Source organism: Duganella phyllosphaerae (assembly GCF_001758785.1).
Taxonomy (GTDB): Bacteria; Pseudomonadota; Gammaproteobacteria; order Burkholderiales; family Burkholderiaceae_D; genus Rugamonas; species Rugamonas phyllosphaerae.
This window is the reverse complement of the sequence record NZ_LROM01000043.1, coordinates 20814-40348: the sequence shown is the minus strand read 5'-3', so window position 1 is coordinate 40348 and position 19535 is coordinate 20814. Positions and strand designations below refer to the sequence as shown.

Sequence of the window (19535 nt, the reverse complement as noted above, 5' to 3'; positions counted from 1 at the left end):
GGATCGATATCGTCGAGCGTCTTGCCTGCCGTAGTCAAGAGTTCATGCATGGCGCGCGGCACGGCGCCCAGTGTGAACTGGACGATTTGGGCGCCGTCCATGAACAGATCGTTGTCGCTGCGCCAGTTGCCTGAGGCATCCTCGCGTTCGATGGCGGTGGCCGCGCTGCGCGGCAGGCGCATGCCGCCGGCCGGTACGATCAGGTTGTCGGCGCCGCTGCCATCGGTGCCCAGCACGAACGGCCCGAGCGCCGGCTGGTCGGCGCGGGTCACGACGCTGGCGGCGGCGCCGTCGCCGAACAGGGTGCGCACGCTGCGGTCGCGCGGGTTGATCAGTTTGCTGTAGGTGTCGGCCGTGAGGATCAGCACCTGGCTGCGGATGCCGGCCTCGACCAGCCCCTGCGCCATGGCCAGCGCATACACGAAGCCCGAGCAGCCGAGGTTGATGTCGAGCGCGCCGCACGACGTGGGCAAGCCCAGCCGATGTTGCAACACGCAGGCGCCGCTGGGCAGCAAGTGGTCGGGGGCCTGGGTGCACAGGATCAAAAAATCGATGCCGGCGCGATCGATCTCGTGGTCGGCAAACAGTTTTTCGGCGGCGTGGCACGCCAGGTCGCTGGCGGTCTCGCCGGCAGCGGCAATGTGGCGCCGGGCGATGCCGGTCTTGTCGAGGATTTTCTGCGCCGACCAGTCGGCAAACTCCTGCGCCAGCATGTCGTTGGTGAGCGTGGCGTCGGGCAGGTGGCAGGCGATGGCGGTGAGCCGGGCGTGGCGACGCAGTGCAGTCATGGGGTGGCCTCGGGTAAGGTGGGCGGCGGGACTGCGGCGCCGTGCTCGGCTTGCCATTGGTCGCGGCTGCGGCGCAGGATGTCGAGCACCAGCAGCGCCTTGGTATCGTCCGTGCTCAGATCCTCGACGAACATGGCGTTGTTGGCCTGGATCCATGCCAGCGGCATTTCCCACCAGGCCAGCGCCAGTAACGCCGCGCGCACCGGTTCGCTGAAGCGGTAGCGGATCAGGCGTGCCGGGGTACCGGCATAGACGCCGTATGGTTCGGTACGAAAATTCTGTGGCACGAGGGTGCGCGCACCGATCACGCAACCGTTCTCTATCACGGCGCCACCGAGCACCATCGCTTCATCGCCGATCCACACGTCGTTGCGGATCACGGTGTCGCCCAGTTGCGGCGGCAGGACGCTCTTCAGGCCATTGCCCTGCACCGAGAACATATAGGTGGAGATGGTGCGCATGTCGTGCTGGCCGTTGAGCACGAACCGCAGGCGCGCGCCGCCGGCGACAAAACGCCCCACACTGAGGCGTTGGCGGTCGCTGTCGTATTTGACGAACGATTCCACGCCAAAGCCCGAGCAGCGCCCAATGCAAAACTTGCCGAACCCCGGCTCTTCTTCCAGCCAGTCGCGGAAGAAACGATGGGGCAGGGTGCTGAAGGCGCCGTCGGCGTAGCTGAGCACTGCGAACTGGGCGCTCCACGGATGGTCAGCGGCAAAGCCGGCAAAATTGTTTTCAGTCGTCAGCTGCATCAGGAATCTATGGTGGTGGTAAACGGCGCGGCGATGATGGCAACGATGGCGGCCACGATGTCGTCGGCCAGTCCCGGGTAGATCGGCAGGCAAATCACCTGCGACGATGCCCGCTGAGCAATCGGCAACCGGGCCGGAGCCGCGGACGGCATGTCGCGGTACATCGGAAAGTCGCTGATGAGCGGGTAAAAATACCGGCGCGCGTAAATTTCCTGCTCGCGCAGCGCGCCGAACAGCTGGTCGCGGCTCAGCGGGTACGCAGGACCTACCAGGATCGGGAAGTAGGCGTGGTTGGCGGCGTCGCCTTCACCGGCGGTGAGGCAATGGATGCCGGGCACGCCGGCCAGTTGCACGCGGTAGGCCGCGTCGATGGCGCGCCGCTGCTCGCGGGCGGCGTCGATGCCTTTCAGTTGCAGCAGGCCGAATGCTGCATTGATCTCGCTCATCTTGCCATTGATGCCGGCAGCAACCACCGTCACCTCGTCGACGAAGCCAAAGTTCTTCAGGCGGTCGATGCGCAGCTTGGTCTTGGCGTCGGGGCAGATGATGGCGCCGCCCTCGAAAGTATTGAAAATCTTGGTGGCGTGGAAGCTGATTACCGACAGGTCGCCGTAATTGAGCACGCTGGTGCCCTGGTGGCGCACGCCGAACGCGTGGGCGGCGTCGTAGATCACCTTCAGGTTGTAGTTGTCGGCGATTTTTTCGATCGACGCCACGTCGCACGGCTGGCCGTAGCAATGCACGGGCATGATGGCGGTGGTGTGCGGTGTGATGGCTGCCTCGATCTTGCGCGGGTCGAGGTTGAGCGTGACCGGGTCGACATCGACGAACACCGGTTTGATGCCATTCCACAGCAGCGAATGGGCGGTGGCCACGAACGAGTACGGCGTGGTGATCACTTCTCCCGAGATACGCAGCGCCTGCAGCGCCGTCATCAGGGCCAGCGTGCCGTTGGCGAACAGGCAGATATGCTTGACGCCCAGATAGTCGCACAATGCCTGTTCCAGTTGCTGGTGGAACGGACCAGCATTGGTGAGGACCTTGTTTTCCCAGATGGTTTCTAGGTACGGCAGGAAGTCCTGCAGGTCAGGCAGCAGCGGCTGGGTTACATAGACCGGGGTTTTCTTGGGCATGTTCATCACAGTCCGATTGGCGGATTGGGGACGGCCACCGGCACTTCGAACGACACCGGCGGCAAGCCTTCGCACCAGCGCTGCCAGGCCAGGCGCAGCCCGTTTTCCAGGCCCTCTGCGATCAGGCCGGTGTTGCCCATGGCCGAGCGTTCGAGCCGGTGGCGGCTGCTGAAACGGTAGGCCCCCAGCAGCATCGGATTGGCGGCCATGGCCAGCGCCTTGCGCACGTATTCGTCTTCGTCGGCGGCGATGAATTCTTCCAGTTCGACTTGGCGCAGGATCGAGGTGCCGGCCCGGCTCGGCTGGGTGGGACCGGCCATGGTCAGCGTGGGCACGCCCATCCATAGCGCATTAAATGTGGTGGTGCCGCCGCCATACGGGAAGGTGTCGAGGCAGATGTCGACGCGGTGGTGCATCTCCATATATTGGCCGATGCCGGTGCGCCCTTCGTACGTCAGGCGGTCTGCGGCGACGCCTTCCTCGGCGAACCAGCCGGCCAGCACCGCTTGCGGCCCTGAGGTAGGCATTGCCGCGAGCAGCATGCGCGCGTCGGGAATGGCGCGCAGCAGCTTGCACCAGCGCGCCACCACCTGGCGGTTGATCTTGTTGAGGCGGTTGAAACTGCCGAACGTCAGGTAACCGTTGGTCAGGGCCGGCGCCGGGCGGATGGCGGGGGCATACTCGGACGGCAGGAACGGCGCGCATACTGGCAACTGCATCAGTTTTTCGGTGAACTGGTCTTCGAGTTCGCCCAGCGGCGAGAAGAACGGATCGCTTAGGAAATAGTCGACGGTGGACAGGCCGGTAGTCAGCGGATAGCCGATCCAGGTGGCCTGGATTGGCGCTGGCCGGGCGGCAAACATGCGTAGCCGGTTCTTGCCGGTATGGCCGGACAGGTCAATCAGGATGTCGATGCCGTCCGCGCGGATCTGCTTGACCAGATCGGCGTCGCTCATGCGCTCCACCTGGCGCCAGTTGGGCATGTACTGCCGCAGGCGTTCGGTGACGAAGTCGTCCTCCGCATCGTTGTAATAGCCATACAGAGACAGGTTGGCGGCGGCCGGAATGTTTTCCAGTACCGGCAGCAGGAAGTGCGGCACCGGGTGGTTGTGCAGGTCGCCTGAGACCAGGCCCACCTTGAGCGTGCGCAGCGGATCGCGGTCGTTGTCGTGCGCGGCGCGCAGCGGAGCGGCCAGCGCCTCGAAGGTCTGGCCGAAGCGCGCATGGGCGGCAAACATGGCATCGGCGCTGATGGTGGCGCTGTGCGACATCAGGAACAGGTAGTTGCTGAACAGGTTATCCCATTCTGGGCCGATGGCCAGGCCCTCGCGGCAGGCGTCGAGCGCATCGTCGAGCCGGCCCATATTGTTCAAGGTCGCGCTGAGGTTGACGTAGGCGTCGCGGTAGTGCGGATTGATGGCGATAGCGGTGCGGTAATAGCCGAGCGCCTGGGAGGCCTGACTGTCGAGCATGTGGCTGTTGCCCATGGAGAAATGTGCCCGGGCCATTTTCGGATCGATTGCCAGCGCCTTCTGGTAATACTCCCTGGCCTTGTCGAGCTGTTTCCAGTCCTGGTAATTGCCGCCGATGTTGCACAGTGTGAGCGTGTTGCCGGGATCGGACTCAAGCGAGCGCTGGTAAGCGTCGAGCGCCTGCTCGTATTGCTTGAGCGCTTGCAGCGAGCTGCCCATGTTGTTGAGGATGCCAGCGTCCCCGGGTGCACATTCGAGCGCGCGGCGATAGGCTTCCACCGCCAGTTCGTGCTGGCGGATGCTGTAATGATAGTCGCCCAGTTGCATGTGGGCCCGGGCGTCGGTCGGGGCGATCGCGACTGCGCGCTGGAAATAGTCAAGCGCCGCTTCCTGATCGCCGGTCTCGCCGAAAATGATGCCGAGGTGGCCGTACGCCTGCGCATCCTGCGGCAGCAGGGCGATCGCCTGTTTGGCGCAGGCGATCGCCACCGGGTAATTTTTTTGCCGGCACTGCAACAGCGCCAGGCTGGTCAGTGCCGGCGCAAAGCCGGCGTCGAGCGCCAGCGCCTGTTCGTAAGCGGCCAGCGCCTCGTCGGCCTGGTTGTGCGCTTGTAAGGTTTGCCCGAGGCGGTGGTGCAGTTCGGCGTTGCCGGGCTCGGCGGCAACGGCTTGACGGTACGTGGCGATTGCCTGGTCGAGGTCGCCCGCCTCGCGCAACGCGGCAGCCAGGTTGGCGTGTACCAGCGGCAACTGCGGGTCCAGGTGCAGCGCGGCGCGATAGCTGACGACCGCCGCATGCCATTGTTGCAGCGCCTGCTGGGCATTGCCGAGGTTGAGATAGATGCCGGCACTGCCAGGCTGCAGCGCCAGGGCCTGCTGGTAGCTGGCAACCGCCTCGTCGTGGCGCGCCATGGCATGCTGGACGTCGCCCAGCGCAATCTGCGCCTTGACATAATCGGGACGCAGGGCCAGCGCCCGCCGGCCAGCCTGTTCGGCCTGTTCCAGCTCGCCCTGTGCCAGCAGCGCCGTGGCCAGGTTGCCATGCGCTTCCACGAAGTCGGGGTTCAGTTGCAGCGCCCGCGTATAACTGGCCACTGCCTGCGCCAGGTCGCCGCGCTGCTGCCAGGCCATGCCCAGATTGCCATGCGCTTCGGCGTCATGCGGGGCCAGCGCAGCGGTGTTTTGCAGCGCCTCGAAGGCGTCCTTTCCCTGGGTTTGCAAGGCGGTGCCCAGCACGCTCCAGGCGAAGTCCGAGGCCGGATACTTGACGGTCATGGCGCGGCTCGCTTGCTCCAGTCCGGCCAGATCGCCGGCCTGGTACAAGGCCACGACGTGTTGACGCTCTTCCAGGGTGGGCGTGGTGGCGATTGCCCGGTCGATGCGCTGGCGCAGCGCCTGTGACTGTTCGTTATCGAGGCCGCGCCCGATGGCGGTCTCGATGATGTCGAGCGCCTGCACCGCCTCGCCGGCCTGGAGCAGGCCCTCAGCGTACGACAGCCAGAACTGGCCCTCGTCAGGGTTGACCGACAACGCCTTGTGCAGGTACGGCAGGCCGGCGGCATGCTGGCCGACCTGGCCCGCCAGCAAGCCCATATTGTGGTTGGCGACCGCGTGATAGGGCTCAGTCTGCAAAATGGTGAGGTAGAGTTCTTCCGCCGGCTCGAACTGCCCCGCCTGGTGTGCCTGGATCGCCTGCTGCAAGAGGTCATCTGAAGGCTGTGCGGGGGCGGCGGTGTTGGTCATGTCGGGGCGGTATGAGGTGGTTATCTGGAATTGTAACCGCTGAAAAGGCAAATAGTGAATTTCCATGTGGAATTTATTTGCAATGTGCGCAAAAAAAAAGCGCGGCCGCCACAGGGGCGCCGCGCTAGCGACATGCAAGCGGATCGGCAGGCTGCCGGACTTACATATTCGGGTAATTCGGACCGCCGCCACCTTCCGGCGTCACCCACACGATGTTCTGGGTAGGATCCTTGATATCGCAGGTTTTACAGTGCACGCAGTTCTGGGCGTTGATCTGCAGGCGGTCGGCGCCGGCGTCGGTTTTCACAAATTCGTACACGCCGGCAGGGCAGTAGCGCGCCTCCGGTCCCGCGTACTGGGCCAGGTTGACGTCCACCGGCACGCTCGGGTTTTTCAGCGTCAGGTGGATCGGCTGGTCTTCAGCATGGTTGGTATTCGAGATGAATACCGACGACAGCCGATCGAAGGTGAGTTTGCCATCGGGCTTCGGATACACGATCGGCGTGAACTGCGATGCCGGTTTCAGGCATTCGTGGTCGGCGTGGGTGTGGTGCAGGGTCCACGGCGCCTTGCCCCGGAACACGATCTGGTCGATACCGGTCATCAGCGCACCGATGACCAGGCCCTTGTTGAGCCATGGCTTGACGTTGCGCGCCACGTGCAGTTCTTCGTGCAGCCACGATTGCTCGAACGCGGCCGGGAAGGCAGCCAGTTCGTCGTGCTGGCGGCCGGCGCCCAGCGCTGCGACTGCCGCTTCGGCGGCCAGCATGCCGGTTTTGATCGCCGCGTGGCTACCCTTGATGCGGCTCATGTTGAGGAAGCCGGCATCGCAGCCGATCAGCGCGCCACCGGCAAACACCAGCTTGGGCAGCGACTGCAGGCCGCCGGCCGTGATCGCCCGTGCGCCGTACGAAATGCGCTTGCCCCCTTCGAGGAAGGTGCGGATTGCCGGGTGGGTCTTGTAGCGCTGGAATTCCTCGTACGGCGACAGGTACGGATTTTCGTAGTTCAGGCCGACCACGTAGCCGATCATGACCTGGTTGTTTTCCATGTGGTACAGGAACGAGCCGCCGTAGGTCTTGTTGTCCAGCGGCCAGCCGGTGGTGTGAATCACCAGTCCAGGCTGGTGCTTGGCCGGGTCGATTTCCCACAATTCCTTGATGCCGATGCCGTACGACTGCGGGTCCTTGCCCTTGTTCAGGTCGTATTTGGCAATCAGCTGCTTGCCCAGGTGGCCACGCGAACCTTCGGCGAACAGCGTGTACTTGCCGTGCAGTTCCATGCCGAGCTGGAAGTCGGGACCGGCTTCTCCATCGCGCTTGACACCCATGTTGCCGGTGGCCACGCCCTTGACCGAGCTATCGTCGTTGTACAGGATTTCGGCGGCCGGGAAACCGGGAAAGATTTCCACGCCCAAGCTTTCGGCTTGCTGGCCCAGCCAGCGCACGACGTTGCCCAGCGAGATCACGAAGTTACCGTGGTTTTCGAAGCATGCGGGCAGGGCGAAGTCCGGGGTCTGGTAGGACTTGGTTTCGGTCAGGAACAGCACGCGGTCTTCGGTGACGGCGGTGTTGAGCGGCGCGCCTTTCTCTTTCCAGTCAGGAATCAGTTCGGTGAGCGCGCGCGGGTCCATGACGGCGCCCGACAGGATGTGCGCGCCCAGTTCGCCGCCTTTTTCCAGCACGACCACCGAGGTATCGGGAGAAAGTTGCTTGATCTTGATGGCCGCCGACAAGCCTGCCGGTCCACCGCCGACGATGACGACGTCGTATTCCATCGCTTCGCGCGGGCCGTACTGTTCGATGAGAGTCTGGGGCTGTGTCATGTCTTTATAGTGTCTTGTAGTGATGGGGAAAATTTTAGCACGAGTGTGCTTCTTTTTCGGCCCGATTGCAATGGTGGCGCTATTCTGAGGGACATTATTAGACATCGCAATCTAATCTGGCGATTTGTGTAATGATTGCGATCAGACAGCGGTACGGAAAATCCGCTGCGGTTTTTGTGATCGTCATACAGAGGAGCTGCCGTGGGCATTGAAGTCAATTTTGAGGGGAAAATCGCGCTGGTGACCGGCGCCTCGAGCGGCCTGGGGGCACGGTTCGCAAAGGTGCTGGCGCAGGCCGGCGCCCAGGTGGTGCTGGCCTCGCGCCCGACCGATCGCCTCAAGGAGCTGCGCGCCGAAATCGAGGCTGATGGCGGCGCCGCCCACGTGGTGAGCCTGGACGTGACTGATTACGCCAGCATCAAGTCGGCCATTGCCCATGCCGAGACCGAGGCCGGCCCGATCGATATCCTGGTCAACAATTCCGGCGTGTCCACCACCCAGCGGCTGGTCGACGTGACACCGGAAGACTACTCGTACGTGATGGACACCAACCTGCGCGGCGCGTTTTTTGTCGCGCAGGAAACCGCCAAGCGGATGATTGCCCGCGCCAAGGGTGACCCCAAGAAACAACATCGCATCATCAACATCGCGTCGGTGGCAGGCTTGCAGGTGTTGCCGCAAATCGGCGTCTATTGCATCAGCAAGGCCGGCGTGATTCACATGACCAAGGCAATGGCGGTGGAGTGGGGTAAATACGGCATCAATACCAACGCCATCTGCCCCGGCTATATCGCCACCGAAATCAATGAAGACTATTTCGCCACCGAGCAGGGCAAGAAGCTGATCGAGATGTTGCCGCACAAGCGCCCGGGCAAGCCGGAAGATCTCGACGGCCTGTTGCTGCTGCTGGCCGGCGAAGACTCGCACTTCATCAACGGCGCCGTGATCTCGGCCGATGGCGGCATGGGCGGCATCTGAATTGTGAAAGTTTGCCATGAAGTAATTCACCAGTTATCATGGCTGCTGCATCTTCCACTCAAGCGAGACTTTCATGGCCACTCCTTCGCAGTTTGACAACGACACCTTTGAACTGGCCAGGGACCACCTGAACGCGTTCATTACCAAGACGGCCGAGCGCCTGGCTGAGGGTGGCGGCAAAATGCTCGAGGTTGGACCGCAGGACCGCTCGATGGTGCGCGACCGCTTTGCCAACTTCGCCATCGATACCTTCGATATCGTCGACAAGTACCGGCCCACCTTCGTTGGCGACATCACCAAGCACAACGACTTCATTGCCGACAACGCCTACGACTGCGTGGCGTGCCTCGAAGTGCTCGAGCACACGCTCAATCCATTCGAGGCGGTCAAGGAGTTGCGCCGTATCCTCAAGGATGGCGGCCATTTGCTGGTGTCGGCGCCACTGAACTGGCGCATCCACGGCCCGATTCCCGATTGCTGGCGCTTTACCGAACATGGCTGGACCGCGCTGCTGCGTGACTTCGATATCGTCGAGATCGACATCCTGGAAACCCCGGGCCGCGAACTGTTCCCCATCAAGTACAACGTTCTTGCCAGGTGCAACAAGCAGAAAAACCTGCGCGACGACGAACTGGCGTTCCGTTACATCTGACCGGCAAGCCCACCATGGACAATGTACTGGAAGCGGTAACCCGCGCGGTCGAACGCGCGTCCGGCCCTGTCTTCGATGCGGACGTGTACCGCGAGGCCGGGTTTTTCGTGTTGCGTGGCGCCATTCCGGCCGAGGTGGTCGAGCGCTGGCAGCTTGCCTGGCAAGCGTTTTACGACAGCGAACTAGCGCAAGGGCGCAACGTCAACCAGGCCAACCCGGTGGCGCTGACCGAGCAGTTGCCGCCGGCGCTGGCGACCATGTACCAGGAACCGGTGTTTGCCGCCACGGCCAGCCATATCTTCGGCCCGCACGTGGCGTTGTACAACCATCGCTTCGTGATCAAGGATGCGCACAGCCGCAACAAGGTATTCCTGCACCAGGACAGCTGCTACCACCTGGGCAACCTGAACAAGTGCAGCATGTTCGTGCCGCTCAGCATAGCTAACCGTGACAATGGCGGCATGACGTTTCATGCGGGCTCGCACAAGCTGGGATTCTTGGGCGATGCAGGCGAAATCAACCCCGACAGCTTCGATGTGCGCTGGCCGAAGGTCACGCCGGAAGTGCATCCGGGCGACTTCATTATCATGAACAGCGCCTTGTGGCACGAGTCGGGACCGAACCTCAATGGCGTGGACCGCATCATGGCCGACATGATCTTGCAGCCGGCCGATGATCCGACCGGAAAAGAATTACTGGCGGGCCAGTGGCAGACCGGAATTTTTTATTCTCCGGCCAATTACATCCGCTATTTTTCCAGTTCGCGGGTTTTAAAAATCATCAAGTACGAAAAAGAGCTGCAAGCCCTGCGTCAATCCTAGCGGCTGTCAGTCGGCGCCGGCTGCGCGATGCAGGGACACGCCTGCGAGCTTGTGAACCAGCTCCGAAGAAGTTGCCGCCGCAAACTTGCGCATTAACTTGGCGCGATGCATTTCGACGGTGCGTGGGCTGAGGTCGATCTGGCGGGCGATGGTTTTGCTGGTTTTGCCTTCCACCAGCAGCGCGGCGATTTCGCGCTCGCGCGGGGTGAGGTCCGCGGTGACCGGGCGTTTTTCGCTGACGTCCTCGAAGGTCCAGATGCCGGCGCCCAGCGGTTCTTCGCCGTGCATCGGATTGCCGGTGACGTGGCACCAGAACAGTTCGCCATTGGCGCGGCGCATGATGCGCTCGTCCGAGTAGCGGCCGCGGGCGTTCATGATGGGGATGATGCGGTCGCCCGTGCGCAGGAATTCGTCCATGGTCGGGTACAGGGCCAGGAACGACAGGCCTTGCAACTGCGCGCGCGTGTAGCCGAACATGGCGGCCAGGGTGTCGTTGGCATTTTGAATCACGCGGTGTTCCGAAATGCACATGCCGACCGGCGCCTGCAGGAAAATGGTTTCGTAGTCGATGACGGTAGATGGATTCATGGCTTGATCGAGACGCTTAATCACGGTGTCCTTAACTGCAATCAATTGGCGGTAGTTCTACGGTATTGTGCTTTTATTTAGGCTATTCTATGCTCAGACTCTTCACAGCGAAAAAAGTTTAGTGTGGAGTCAACGATTTAACGAATTAAGATAACAAGGGACAATATGAATAAAATCTACCCCGATGCCGCCAGTGCGCTGGACGGTGTCGTGCAAGACGGTCAAACCATTGCCGTGGGCGGTTTCGGCCTGTGCGGCATCCCCGAAGCCCTGATCGGCGCGCTGCGCGATTCCGGCGTCACGGGCCTGACCGCCATTTCCAACAACGCCGGCGTGGACGGCTTCGGCCTCGGCCAGTTGCTGGAAACCCGCCAGATCAAGAAAATGATCGCCTCCTATGTGGGTGAAAACAAGGAGTTCGCGCGCCAGTATCTGGCCGGCGAATTGGAACTCGAATTTACGCCGCAAGGCACGCTGGCCGAAAAACTGCGCGCCGGCGGCGCCGGCATCCCGGCCTTCTTCACCAAGACCGGCGTGGGTACCATCGTCGCCGACGGCAAGGAAATCCGCGAATTCGATGGCGAGCAGTACGTGATGGAACGCAGCCTGGTGGCCGACGTGGCGCTGGTCAAGGCCTGGAAGGCCGACAAGGCCGGCAACCTGGTGTTCCGCAAAACCGCGCGCAACTTCAACCCGAACGCCGCCATGGCCGGCAAGATCACCATCGTCGAAGTCGAGCAGCTGGTGGAAATCGGCGAGATCGATCCGGACGCGGTTCACCTGCCCAGCATCTTCGTGCACCGCATCGTGGTCAACGCCACGCCGGAAAAACGCATCGAGCAACGCACGGTCCGCGCCAATCCGGCGACCAACTGATAACGGAGAAAAACATGGCATGGACTCGTGATGAAATGGCCGCCCGCGCGGCCAAGGAACTGCAAGACGGATACTACGTCAACCTCGGCATCGGTTTGCCCACGCTGGTGGCCAACTATGTACCGCAAGGCATGGAAGTATTCCTGCAATCGGAAAACGGCTTGCTCGGTATCGGCCCGTTCCCCACCGACGATGAGGTCGATGCCGACCTGATCAACGCCGGCAAGCAGACCGTGACCGCGCTGCCCGGTGCAGCGTATTTCAGCTCGGCCGACTCGTTCGGCATGATCCGCGGCGGCAAGATCAACCTGGCCATCCTCGGTGCGATGCAGGTGTCCGAGCGCGGCGACCTGGCCAACTGGATGATCCCCGGCAAAATGGTCAAAGGCATGGGCGGCGCCATGGACCTGGTGGCCGGCGTCAAGCGCGTGGTGGTTTTGATGGAACACGTTGCCACCGCCAAGGATGGCACCACGTCGCACAAGCTGCTGAAAAAATGCGACCTGCCGTTGACCGGCGTGGGCGTGGTCGATTTGATCGTGACCGACCTCGGCGTGATGGAAGTGGGCGACACCGGCCTCAAGGTGCTCGAGCTGGCGCCCGGCGTCACCAGTGAGCAGATCATTGCCGCTACCGGTGTGGAGCTGGACCTGACCGCACTGTAAGATCAACGTAACGCCATCGAAAGCCGCGACGCCACTGGCCTCGCGGCTTTTTTTGGTTATGAGGCCTGCCGGTTTCACGCGGGCCGCATCACCGTCCCCAGGTCGGCCATGCCGCGGTAACGGCGCCGGCATACGACCAGCGTTGCGGCAGCCACCAGCACTGCCGCGATGATCGACAGCAAATCCTGGCCGCCGTGAGTGACCACTGCCGGCTGGCTCGACTTCATCACTGCGGCGCTGAATTGCTTGCCTGTGTACTGGGCGCCGATGACGAGTTCATCGTCGTTGATGGCGTTGACCACGTACAGGCCGAAGCCGCCCGGATGCACGGTCATCTTGCCGTCGCGGTACACGAAGGCGCGGCGCTCGTCGCCGATGCGGATGCTGCCCACCACGTGGCCGGCGTGGTTGATATCGGTGGCAAAGCTGTTGCCGTAGCCGATCAGCGCGCCGAGATCGGTCATTTTTCCGTCTTTCCACACGAACGCGTGCCAGGTGCGCCTGGCGGTTTCCGCCGTGCCGACGATCACGCCGCTGTCGTTGACCGCGCTGGCCGCGCTCGAGCGGCCGCCCAGGGTGCCGAGGTCTTGCAACGCGGCGCCAGGCCTGGACAGGAAGGCGCGCCGGGTGCCATCGGGCAGGGCGGCGGCGCCAACGATGATGCCGTGGTTGTTGATGTCGGTGGCGTAGCTGACCGTGCCGCCCAGGGTGCCGAGGTCGGCCGGCGCATGCACGCCATCGCTGCGAAAGGCGTGAAATGATCCATCGCTGGTATCGGCAAAGCCGACCACCTGGCCGGCGTCGTTGATGGCGGCGCCGTGGCTGCTGCGTCCGCCCAGCGTGCCGAGGTCGCTCATGGCCGATCCTGTGCGGACGACGAAAGCGCGCCAGTGGCCGTCGGCGTTTTGCGCCGTGCCGACCACGTCGCCGGCGTTGTTGATGCCGCCGGCATAGCTGTCGCTGCCGCCGAGCGTACCCAGTTCGACCATGTCATCGCGGTACAGTACCGCGCGGCGCACGCCATTCTCGTTCTCGATGGTGCCGGCTACTTGGCCGCCGCGGTTGATGGCAACGGCAAAGCTGGCGTCGGTTTTGCTGGTCGGGAGTGTGACGGGGGTGAGGGCTGGCATGCTGTCTCCTGGGTCTTCGAATGACGGGAGAACCGCAAGAGCCGTGCCATGGTTGTTTGACTGCGCCGGCAGGGGTGGAATGTTCGGAAATGAACAGCGGCGCTGTTCGATTCCGGATAAAAAAAATCCCCGCACAGCGCTGTGCGGGGATCTTTGGCGACACTACCGGTGATCAGTGTGCTGCGACAGGTGCAACCGCTGGTGGCAGGTCGGTCTTGACCAGGGTTGAACCCGGGTTGTTGAGCTCGGCATGCATGGTTTCCATGTTCAGCTCTTTTTCCCACTTCGACACCACGACTGCTGCGACGCCGTTGCCGACGAAGTTGGTCAGTGCGCGGCATTCGCTCATGAAGCGGTCGATACCGAGGATCAGCGCCATGCCGGCCACCGGAATCGTCGGCACCACGGCCAGGGTGGCGGCCAGGGTGATGAAGCCGGCGCCGGTAATGCCGGAAGCGCCTTTCGAGGTCAGCATGGCAACGCCGAGGATGGTCAGCTCTTGCCACAGGGTGAGCTCGGTGTTGGTTGCCTGGGCAACGAACAGGGCGGCCATGGTCATGTAGATGTTGGTGCCGTCCAGGTTGAACGAGTAGCCGGTTGGTACCACCAGGCCGACGACCGGCTTGGAGCAGCCCAGGCGTTCGAGCTTGGTCATCAGTGAAGGCAGTGCGCTTTCCGACGAGCTGGTGCCAAGTACGATCAGCAGTTCTTCCTTGATGTACTTGATGAACTTGAAGATCGAGAAGCCGGTGTAGCGGGCGATCAGGCCCAGCACCACGAACACGAACAGGCCGCAAGTCAGGTAGAACGAGCCCATCAGCTTAGCCAGCGGGATCAGCGACGCCAGGCCGTATTTGCCGATGGTGAACGCCATTGCGCCGAATGCGCCGATCGGAGCGACCTTCATGATGATGTTGACCACGCCGAAGATCACGTGCGACAGCTCGTCGATCAGCTTGGTGATCGGACGGCCGCGCTCGCCCAGCAGCGACAGCGAGAAACCGAACAGGATGGCGATCAGCAGCACTTGCAGGATGTCACCCTTGGCGAACGCATCGACGAAAGTCTTCGGGATGATGTTCATGATGAAGTCGGTGGTGGTCAAGCCTTCGGCGTGCGTGTATTGCGCGATCGACTTGGCGTCCAGGTGGGCTGGATCGGCATTGAAGCCGGCGCCTGGTTTCAGCACGTTGGCAACGACCAGGCCGATGGCCAGGGCGAAGGTGGAGACCACTTCGAAGTACAGCAGCGCCTTGCCGCCGACGCGACCGATTTTTTTCACGTCCTGCATGCCGGCGATACCGGACACCACAGTACAGAAAATCACGGGGGCGATGATCATCTTGATCAGTTTGATGAAGCCATCGCCGAGCGGCTTCATGGCAACAGCGTCTTTGGGCAGGAATATGCCGAGCAGGATGCCGCACGCAATGGCGAACAGCACCTGTACGTACAGTACCTTATAGAATGGTTTTTTCACGGGGTCTCCTCGCGTTCAGTTGAGGAGGTCATCATCCGTGAAAATAACAGTTATCACTATTGTGGAAAACCGCAGGTGTTGCAGTTCCATCCGTTTTAGTGATAACCCGGTGTGCTCTGGCTTATGAGGGGGGCGTGCAGCTTATTGGGCGACCCAGCCGCCATCCATATTCCACGCCGCACCGCGCACCTGGCGCGCCGCGTCGCTGGCCAGGAACACCGCCAGCGCGCCCAGTTCTTCCGGCGTGACGAATTCGCCCGATGGTTGTTTATCCGACAGCAATGCCTTTTTGGCCTCATCGTTGCTGATGCCATCCTTGGCGGCGCGGTCATCGACCTGCTTTTGCACCAGCGGCGTCAGCACGAAGCCGGGGCAGATGGCGTTGACGGTGATGCCGGTCGTGGCGGTTTCGAGTGCGCCAACCTTGGTCAGGCCCAGCAGGCCGTGCTTGGCTGCCACGTACGCAGCCTTGCCGGCCGATGCCACCAGGCCGTGGGTGGATGCGAGGTTGATGATGCGGCCCCAGTTTTTCTTGCGCATGCCAGGCAGCGCCAGGCGCGAGGTATGGAAGGCCGAGCTCAGGTTGATGGCGATGATGGCGTCCCATTTCTCGATCGGGAAGTCTTCGATATTGGCGACGAACTGGATGCCGGCGTTGTTGACCAGGATGTCGACACCACCGAGCTTGTCGTCGGCGAACTTGATCATCGCTTCGATCTCGGCCGGTTTCGACATGTCGGCGTTGTGATAGACGACCTGTACGCCGAATTCTTTGGCCAGGTCCGCCTGCAGCGTATCGATGGCGCCGGCGTCGCCGAAGCCGTTGAGAACCACGTTGGCGCCTTCGGCCGCGAAGCGGCGGGCGATGCCCAGGCCGATGCCCGATGTGGAGCCTGTTACCAATGCTGTCTTGCCGCTTAAATTGCCGCTTGAACTCTTGTTAGTCATGGTGTCCTCTGGAGGGTTGGAGATAGAAGGCGTGCTGCGCTACACTGCGTTAGGATTTAAGCACATCGCCCGGTAAAATGTCATTAGAACCAACTTAAAAAATGATCAAGGAAGCCGCATGACCGACGCCACATCGAACTTTGTCACCTGCGTGTCACCCGCCGGCCTGCACCGGATGGCGTACAAGGAGTGGGGCGACCGTCACAATCCACGCGTGCTCATCTGCGTGCACGGCGTCACGCGCGTGGGCGACGACTTCGACCACCTGGCGCGCGCACTGTCTGGCGACTACCGCGTGATCTGTCCCGACGTGGTCGGTCGTGGCCGCTCGGGCCGCTTGCTGAATCCGCAGTTCTACCGCATTCCCCAGTATGTCAGCGATATGGTCACGCTGCTCGCGCGTGTGACCAATGGCAGAGACGATGAAACCGTGGACTGGTTCGGCACCTCGATGGGCGGCCTGATCGGCCTGGGCCTGGCCTCGCTGCCGGGCAACCCGATCGGCAAGCTGGTGCTCAACGATATCGGCCCGGTGCTCGAGCCCGCCGCGCTGCAGCGCATCGGCGACTACATCGGCCAGGACCTGCGCTTCGATTCGTTCGACGAAGGCGCGCAGTTTGTCCGCGACGTTTCGGCCTCATTTGGTCCGCATACCGAGCAGGAGTGGCACAAGCTGGCCAGCGACGTGCTGCGCCAGGACGCCGACGGCAAGTGGGTGCGCCATTACGACATGGGGCTGGCCTTGCCGTTCCGCTCCGTCACGCCCGAGTCGGCCAAGGCCGACGAGGCCATGTTGTGGGCTGCCTACGATGCCGTGCAGTGCCCGACCTTGCTGGTGCGCGGCGCCAACTCCGACCTGCTCACGCGCGCCACCGCGCAGGCGATGACGCAGCGCGGACCCAAGGCCACGCTGGTGGAGATTGCCGACGCGGGCCATGCGCCCACCTTCATCCACGACGACCAGATTGCGATTGCCCGGAAGTTTTTGCTGGGCTAATAAAAAACTAAGTAAATAATCCGATAATAATAATTTTTAGGAAACCACCATGGAAATTACACGATTGCACGTGGGCGCCCGCCTGTCTGAAGCCGCCATCCACAACAACACCGTTTATCTGGCTGGCCAGGTGCCCGACGACACCACCCTCGACATTGCCGGCCAGACCCGCGAAGTGCTGGCCCATATCGACCGCCTGCTGGCCGAGTGCGGCAGCGACAAGACCTGCATCCTCAGCTGCCAGATCTACCTGGCCGACCTGGCCGACTTCGACGGCATGAACCAGGAGTACGACGCCTGGGTACCGGGCGCCCATACCCCGCCGCGCGCCACCGTGCAAGCGAAGCTGGCCAATCCCGATTGGCGCATCGAAATCGTCGTCGTCGCCGCCCAGCGTTAGGAGCATCATGGTTTCAACCACCGCGCTGGCTGGCACCACGTCCGCCACCACAGATCCTTTGTTGTCGGGCCTGTCACTCGACGACAGTAGCCGCATGCAGGCCGCGCTCGACTTTGCCGGCGTGGCTTACGCCGACCGCGTGACCACCAGCGGCCAGCCGGCCATCGAGTTTGCCACCGGCGTGGCCGCCACGCTGGCCTATATGCGCAGCGACGTGGAAACCCGTATCGCCGGGCTGGTGTTCGAACTGACCTTGCTCGATCCGGCCCAAGCGCCGCTGATCGAGCCGCGTTTCGGCACCGAAGTGGGCGACCTGGTGGCCGGGGTGCGCCAGCTGATACGCCTGCGCGAACTGACACAAAGCCAGGCCCCGGCCCCATCTGCCAGCGGCGGTCCGGCGCGCGGACGCAACGCTGCCCAGCAGGCGGTGGCGCAAGTGGAAACGCTGCGCAAGATGCTGCTGGCCATGGCCTCCGACATGCGCGTGGTGCTGGTGCGGCTGGCCTCGTGCGTGACCACCTTGCGCTATTTTGCCGACATCAAGCTGTGCAACGACATGACCTGCGCGTACGGCCGCGAGACGCTGGACCTGTATGCGCCGCTGGCCAACCGGCTCGGGATCTGGCAACTGAAGTGGGAATTGGAAGACCTGTCGTTCCGCTTCATCGAGCCCGACACCTACAAGCGCATCGCCAAGATGCTCGAAGAAAAGCGCATGATGCGCGAAGGCTTTGTCACCAACGCGATTGCCCGCCTGCAGTCCGAAATGGCGGCAGCCGGCATCGAGGCTGAAGTGTTCGGCCGTCCCAAGCACATCTACTCGATCTGGAGCAAGATGAAGGGCAAGGAGCTCGACTTTACCGACCTGTACGATGTGCGCGCCTTCCGCGTGATCGTGGCCGATGTGAAGACCTGCTACACGGTGCTGGGCGTGGTCCACAATATCTGGACCCCGATCCCGAAAGAGTTCGACGACTATATTTCGCGGCCGAAGCCGAATGGCTACCAGTCGCTGCACACGGTGGTGACGGCAGAAGACGGCCGGCCGCTGGAAGTGCAGATCCGTACCCAGGAAATGCACAGCTTTGCCGAGTACGGCGTGGCTGCGCACTGGCGTTATAAGGAAGGCGGCGCCAACTCGGTCGGCCAGAAGTACGAGGAAAAGATCGCCTGGTTGCGCCAGCTGCTGGCGTGGAAAACCGACGTGGCCGAATCGGTGGTGGGCGAGGAGGACCAGCAGCGCGAGTGGGTGGAAAAGCTCAAGTCGGCCGCGCTGGACGACCGCATCTTCGTGCTCACGCCGCAGGCACGCGTGATCGAGCTGCCGGTCGGCGCCACGCCAATCGATTTTGCCTATTACCTGCACAGCGACGTGGGCCACCGCTGCCGGGGTGCGCGCGTCGACGGCATCATGGTGCCACTGAATACGCAACTGAAGAACGGCCAGACCTGCGAGGTGATCACCGCCAAGGGCGCACCGGGCACGGCCGGGCCGTCGCGCGACTGGCTCAGCGACGAGTACACGGTGGCCACCCGCACGCGCTCGAAAATCCGCGCCTGGTTCCACGCGATCGACATGCAGGAAACCCTGTCGCACGGCCGCTCGATGGTGGAAAAAACCTTGCAGCGCGAAGGCAAGACGGCGGTCAACCTGGAAGCCCTGGCCAACAAGCTGGGCTTTGCCAAGGTCGATGATTTATTCCTGTCGGTGGGCAAGGACGAATTCAGTCTGCGCCAGATCGAACACGCGCTCAACGACAGCGGCGAGCCGGCCGAGCCGGTGGACGAGGTTTTCCTGGGCAAGAGCCGGGCCTCGAGCACGGAGCAGGGCGCCAAGTCGGGCGTGCTGGTGGTGGGTACCGAGGGCCTGATGACGCAACTGGCCAAGTGCTGCAAGCCGGCGCCGCCGGACGGCATCGTCGGCTTTGTCACGCGCGGCAAGGGTGTTTCGATTCACCGCGCCACCTGCAAGAATTTCGCCGAGATGCGCACCAAGGCGCCGGAACGGGTGATCGTTACCGAGTGGGGCCGCGCCGTCACGGACACAGTCTACCCGGTGGACATCTTCGTGCTGGCCAACGACCGCCAGGGGCTGCTGCGCGATATTTCGGAAGTATTTTCGCGCGAGAAAATCAACGTCATCGGCGTCAACACGCAAAGTACCAAGGGCTTCGCGCGCATGACCTTCACCGCCGAAATCGGCGCCACGGCCCAACTGCAAAAAGCGCTGAACGCCATCGGCGAAGTGGCCGGCGTCCAGGAAGCTCGGCGCAGCTGATGTGCCACG

17 protein-coding genes are annotated in these 19535 nt (G+C 62.6%); 8 read left to right on the top strand and 9 right to left on the bottom strand.

The features are described from left to right. The 5 genes from DUPY_RS03080 to DUPY_RS03060 form a co-directional block, all read right to left on the bottom strand. Positions 1–788, bottom strand: a 788-nt coding sequence (locus tag DUPY_RS03080) for a 3-oxoacyl-ACP synthase III family protein (protein WP_070246276.1), incomplete at its 3' end; no start/stop codon positions are given. Further along, positions 785–1540, bottom strand: a complete 756-nt coding sequence (locus tag DUPY_RS03075; protein WP_070246274.1) for a CatB-related O-acetyltransferase — start codon at positions 1538–1540, stop codon at positions 785–787. The genes DUPY_RS03080 and DUPY_RS03075, both read right to left, overlap by 4 nt. Beyond that, a complete protein-coding gene (locus DUPY_RS03070; protein WP_070246282.1) occupies positions 1540–2673 on the bottom strand; it encodes a DegT/DnrJ/EryC1/StrS family aminotransferase in 1134 nt (377 codons plus the stop codon). The genes DUPY_RS03075 and DUPY_RS03070 overlap by 1 nt, the downstream gene beginning before the upstream one ends. A 5-nt stretch (positions 2674–2678) precedes the next feature. Then, positions 2679–5888, bottom strand: coding sequence for a tetratricopeptide repeat protein (locus DUPY_RS03065; RefSeq protein ID WP_167359019.1), 3210 nt, complete (start codon positions 5886–5888; stop codon positions 2679–2681). Between the two features lie 160 nt (positions 5889–6048). Next, on the bottom strand, positions 6049–7665 hold the full coding sequence (locus DUPY_RS03060; RefSeq protein ID WP_070246280.1) for an electron transfer flavoprotein-ubiquinone oxidoreductase: 1617 nt from the start codon (positions 7663–7665) through the stop codon (positions 6049–6051). A 249-nt stretch (positions 7666–7914) separates the two neighbouring features. Between DUPY_RS03060 and DUPY_RS03055 the strand changes: the two genes are divergently transcribed. The 3 genes from DUPY_RS03055 (at position 7915) to DUPY_RS03045 (ending at position 10164) form a co-directional block, all read left to right on the top strand. Next, positions 7915–8691 (top strand): SDR family oxidoreductase, encoded by a 777-nt coding sequence (locus DUPY_RS03055; protein ID WP_070246269.1) that lies wholly within the window; start codon positions 7915–7917, stop codon positions 8689–8691. Positions 8692–8764: 73 nt separating this feature from the next. Then, positions 8765–9343 carry a class I SAM-dependent methyltransferase gene (locus DUPY_RS03050; RefSeq protein WP_070246267.1) on the top strand — a complete coding sequence of 193 codons (579 nt, stop codon included), beginning with the start codon at positions 8765–8767 and terminating at the stop codon, positions 9341–9343. 14 nt (positions 9344–9357) lie between these two features. Next, a complete protein-coding gene (locus tag DUPY_RS03045) occupies positions 9358–10164 on the top strand; it encodes a phytanoyl-CoA dioxygenase family protein (protein ID WP_070246265.1) in 807 nt (268 codons plus the stop codon). 6 nt (positions 10165–10170) lie between these two features. Here DUPY_RS03045 and DUPY_RS03040 read toward each other — a convergent pair whose 3' ends face one another. Then, positions 10171–10752: a LuxR C-terminal-related transcriptional regulator gene (locus DUPY_RS03040; protein WP_070246263.1), complete on the bottom strand. Its 582-nt coding sequence runs from the start codon at positions 10750–10752 to the stop codon at positions 10171–10173. A gap of 165 nt (positions 10753–10917) precedes the next feature. On the opposite strand from DUPY_RS03040, the gene DUPY_RS03035 reads away from it, so the two are divergent. Continuing rightward, the gene (locus tag DUPY_RS03035) at positions 10918–11628 is read left to right on the top strand and encodes a CoA transferase subunit A (protein ID WP_070246261.1); all 711 of its coding nucleotides are present in this window, start codon (positions 10918–10920) and stop codon (positions 11626–11628) included. A gap of 14 nt (positions 11629–11642) precedes the next feature. Continuing rightward, positions 11643–12293, top strand: coding sequence for a CoA transferase subunit B (locus tag DUPY_RS03030; RefSeq protein ID WP_071651576.1), 651 nt, complete (start codon positions 11643–11645; stop codon positions 12291–12293). A 74-nt stretch (positions 12294–12367) separates the two neighbouring features. Here the strand turns inward: DUPY_RS03030 and DUPY_RS03025 are convergent, their stop codons facing one another. The 3 genes from DUPY_RS03025 to DUPY_RS03015 all read right to left on the bottom strand — a co-directional run bounded on the left by DUPY_RS03025 (position 12368) and on the right by DUPY_RS03015 (position 15851). Beyond that, entirely contained in the window at positions 12368–13423 is a 1056-nt protein-coding gene (locus DUPY_RS03025; protein WP_070246257.1) for an HAF repeat-containing protein, read from the bottom strand. A 172-nt stretch (positions 13424–13595) separates the two neighbouring features. Continuing rightward, positions 13596–14903, bottom strand: a complete 1308-nt coding sequence (locus tag DUPY_RS03020; RefSeq protein WP_070246255.1) for a dicarboxylate/amino acid:cation symporter — start codon at positions 14901–14903, stop codon at positions 13596–13598. A gap of 141 nt (positions 14904–15044) precedes the next feature. Beyond that, a complete protein-coding gene (locus DUPY_RS03015; RefSeq protein ID WP_070246253.1) occupies positions 15045–15851 on the bottom strand; it encodes a 3-hydroxybutyrate dehydrogenase in 807 nt (268 codons plus the stop codon). A gap of 118 nt (positions 15852–15969) precedes the next feature. Between DUPY_RS03015 and DUPY_RS03010 the strand changes: the two genes are divergently transcribed. From DUPY_RS03010 to DUPY_RS03000, 3 genes are read left to right on the top strand one after another with little or no spacing between them, the layout of a single operon-like run. Then, positions 15970–16848: an alpha/beta fold hydrolase gene (locus tag DUPY_RS03010; RefSeq protein WP_070246251.1), complete on the top strand. Its 879-nt coding sequence runs from the start codon at positions 15970–15972 to the stop codon at positions 16846–16848. A 49-nt stretch (positions 16849–16897) separates the two neighbouring features. Beyond that, positions 16898–17248 (top strand): RidA family protein, encoded by a 351-nt coding sequence (locus tag DUPY_RS03005; protein WP_070246249.1) that lies wholly within the window; start codon positions 16898–16900, stop codon positions 17246–17248. A 7-nt stretch (positions 17249–17255) separates the two neighbouring features. Beyond that, positions 17256–19526, top strand: a complete 2271-nt coding sequence (locus DUPY_RS03000) for a RelA/SpoT family protein (protein WP_070246247.1) — start codon at positions 17256–17258, stop codon at positions 19524–19526. Positions 19527–19535 lie beyond the last annotated feature (9 nt).

Coding starts and splice junctions, on each gene's coding strand:
- DUPY_RS03045 (WP_070246265.1), top strand. CDS start 9,358: ATGGACAATGTACTGGAAGCGGTAACCCGCGCGGTCGAACGCGCGTCC.
- DUPY_RS03050 (WP_070246267.1), top strand. CDS start 8,765: ATGGCCACTCCTTCGCAGTTTGACAACGACACCTTTGAACTGGCCAGG.
- DUPY_RS03010 (WP_070246251.1), top strand. CDS start 15,970: ATGACCGACGCCACATCGAACTTTGTCACCTGCGTGTCACCCGCCGGC.
- DUPY_RS03065 (WP_167359019.1), bottom strand. CDS start 5,888: ATGACCAACACCGCCGCCCCCGCACAGCCTTCAGATGACCTCTTGCAG.
- DUPY_RS03075 (WP_070246274.1), bottom strand. CDS start 1,540: ATGCAGCTGACGACTGAAAACAATTTTGCCGGCTTTGCCGCTGACCAT.
- DUPY_RS03060 (WP_070246280.1), bottom strand. CDS start 7,665: ATGGAATACGACGTCGTCATCGTCGGCGGTGGACCGGCAGGCTTGTCG.
- DUPY_RS03005 (WP_070246249.1), top strand. CDS start 16,898: ATGGAAATTACACGATTGCACGTGGGCGCCCGCCTGTCTGAAGCCGCC.
- DUPY_RS03000 (WP_070246247.1), top strand. CDS start 17,256: ATGGTTTCAACCACCGCGCTGGCTGGCACCACGTCCGCCACCACAGAT.
- DUPY_RS03030 (WP_071651576.1), top strand. CDS start 11,643: ATGGCATGGACTCGTGATGAAATGGCCGCCCGCGCGGCCAAGGAACTG.
- DUPY_RS03015 (WP_070246253.1), bottom strand. CDS start 15,851: ATGACTAACAAGAGTTCAAGCGGCAATTTAAGCGGCAAGACAGCATTG.
- DUPY_RS03035 (WP_070246261.1), top strand. CDS start 10,918: ATGAATAAAATCTACCCCGATGCCGCCAGTGCGCTGGACGGTGTCGTG.
- DUPY_RS03040 (WP_070246263.1), bottom strand. CDS start 10,752: ATGAATCCATCTACCGTCATCGACTACGAAACCATTTTCCTGCAGGCG.
- DUPY_RS03070 (WP_070246282.1), bottom strand. CDS start 2,673: ATGCCCAAGAAAACCCCGGTCTATGTAACCCAGCCGCTGCTGCCTGAC.
- DUPY_RS03025 (WP_070246257.1), bottom strand. CDS start 13,423: ATGCCAGCCCTCACCCCCGTCACACTCCCGACCAGCAAAACCGACGCC.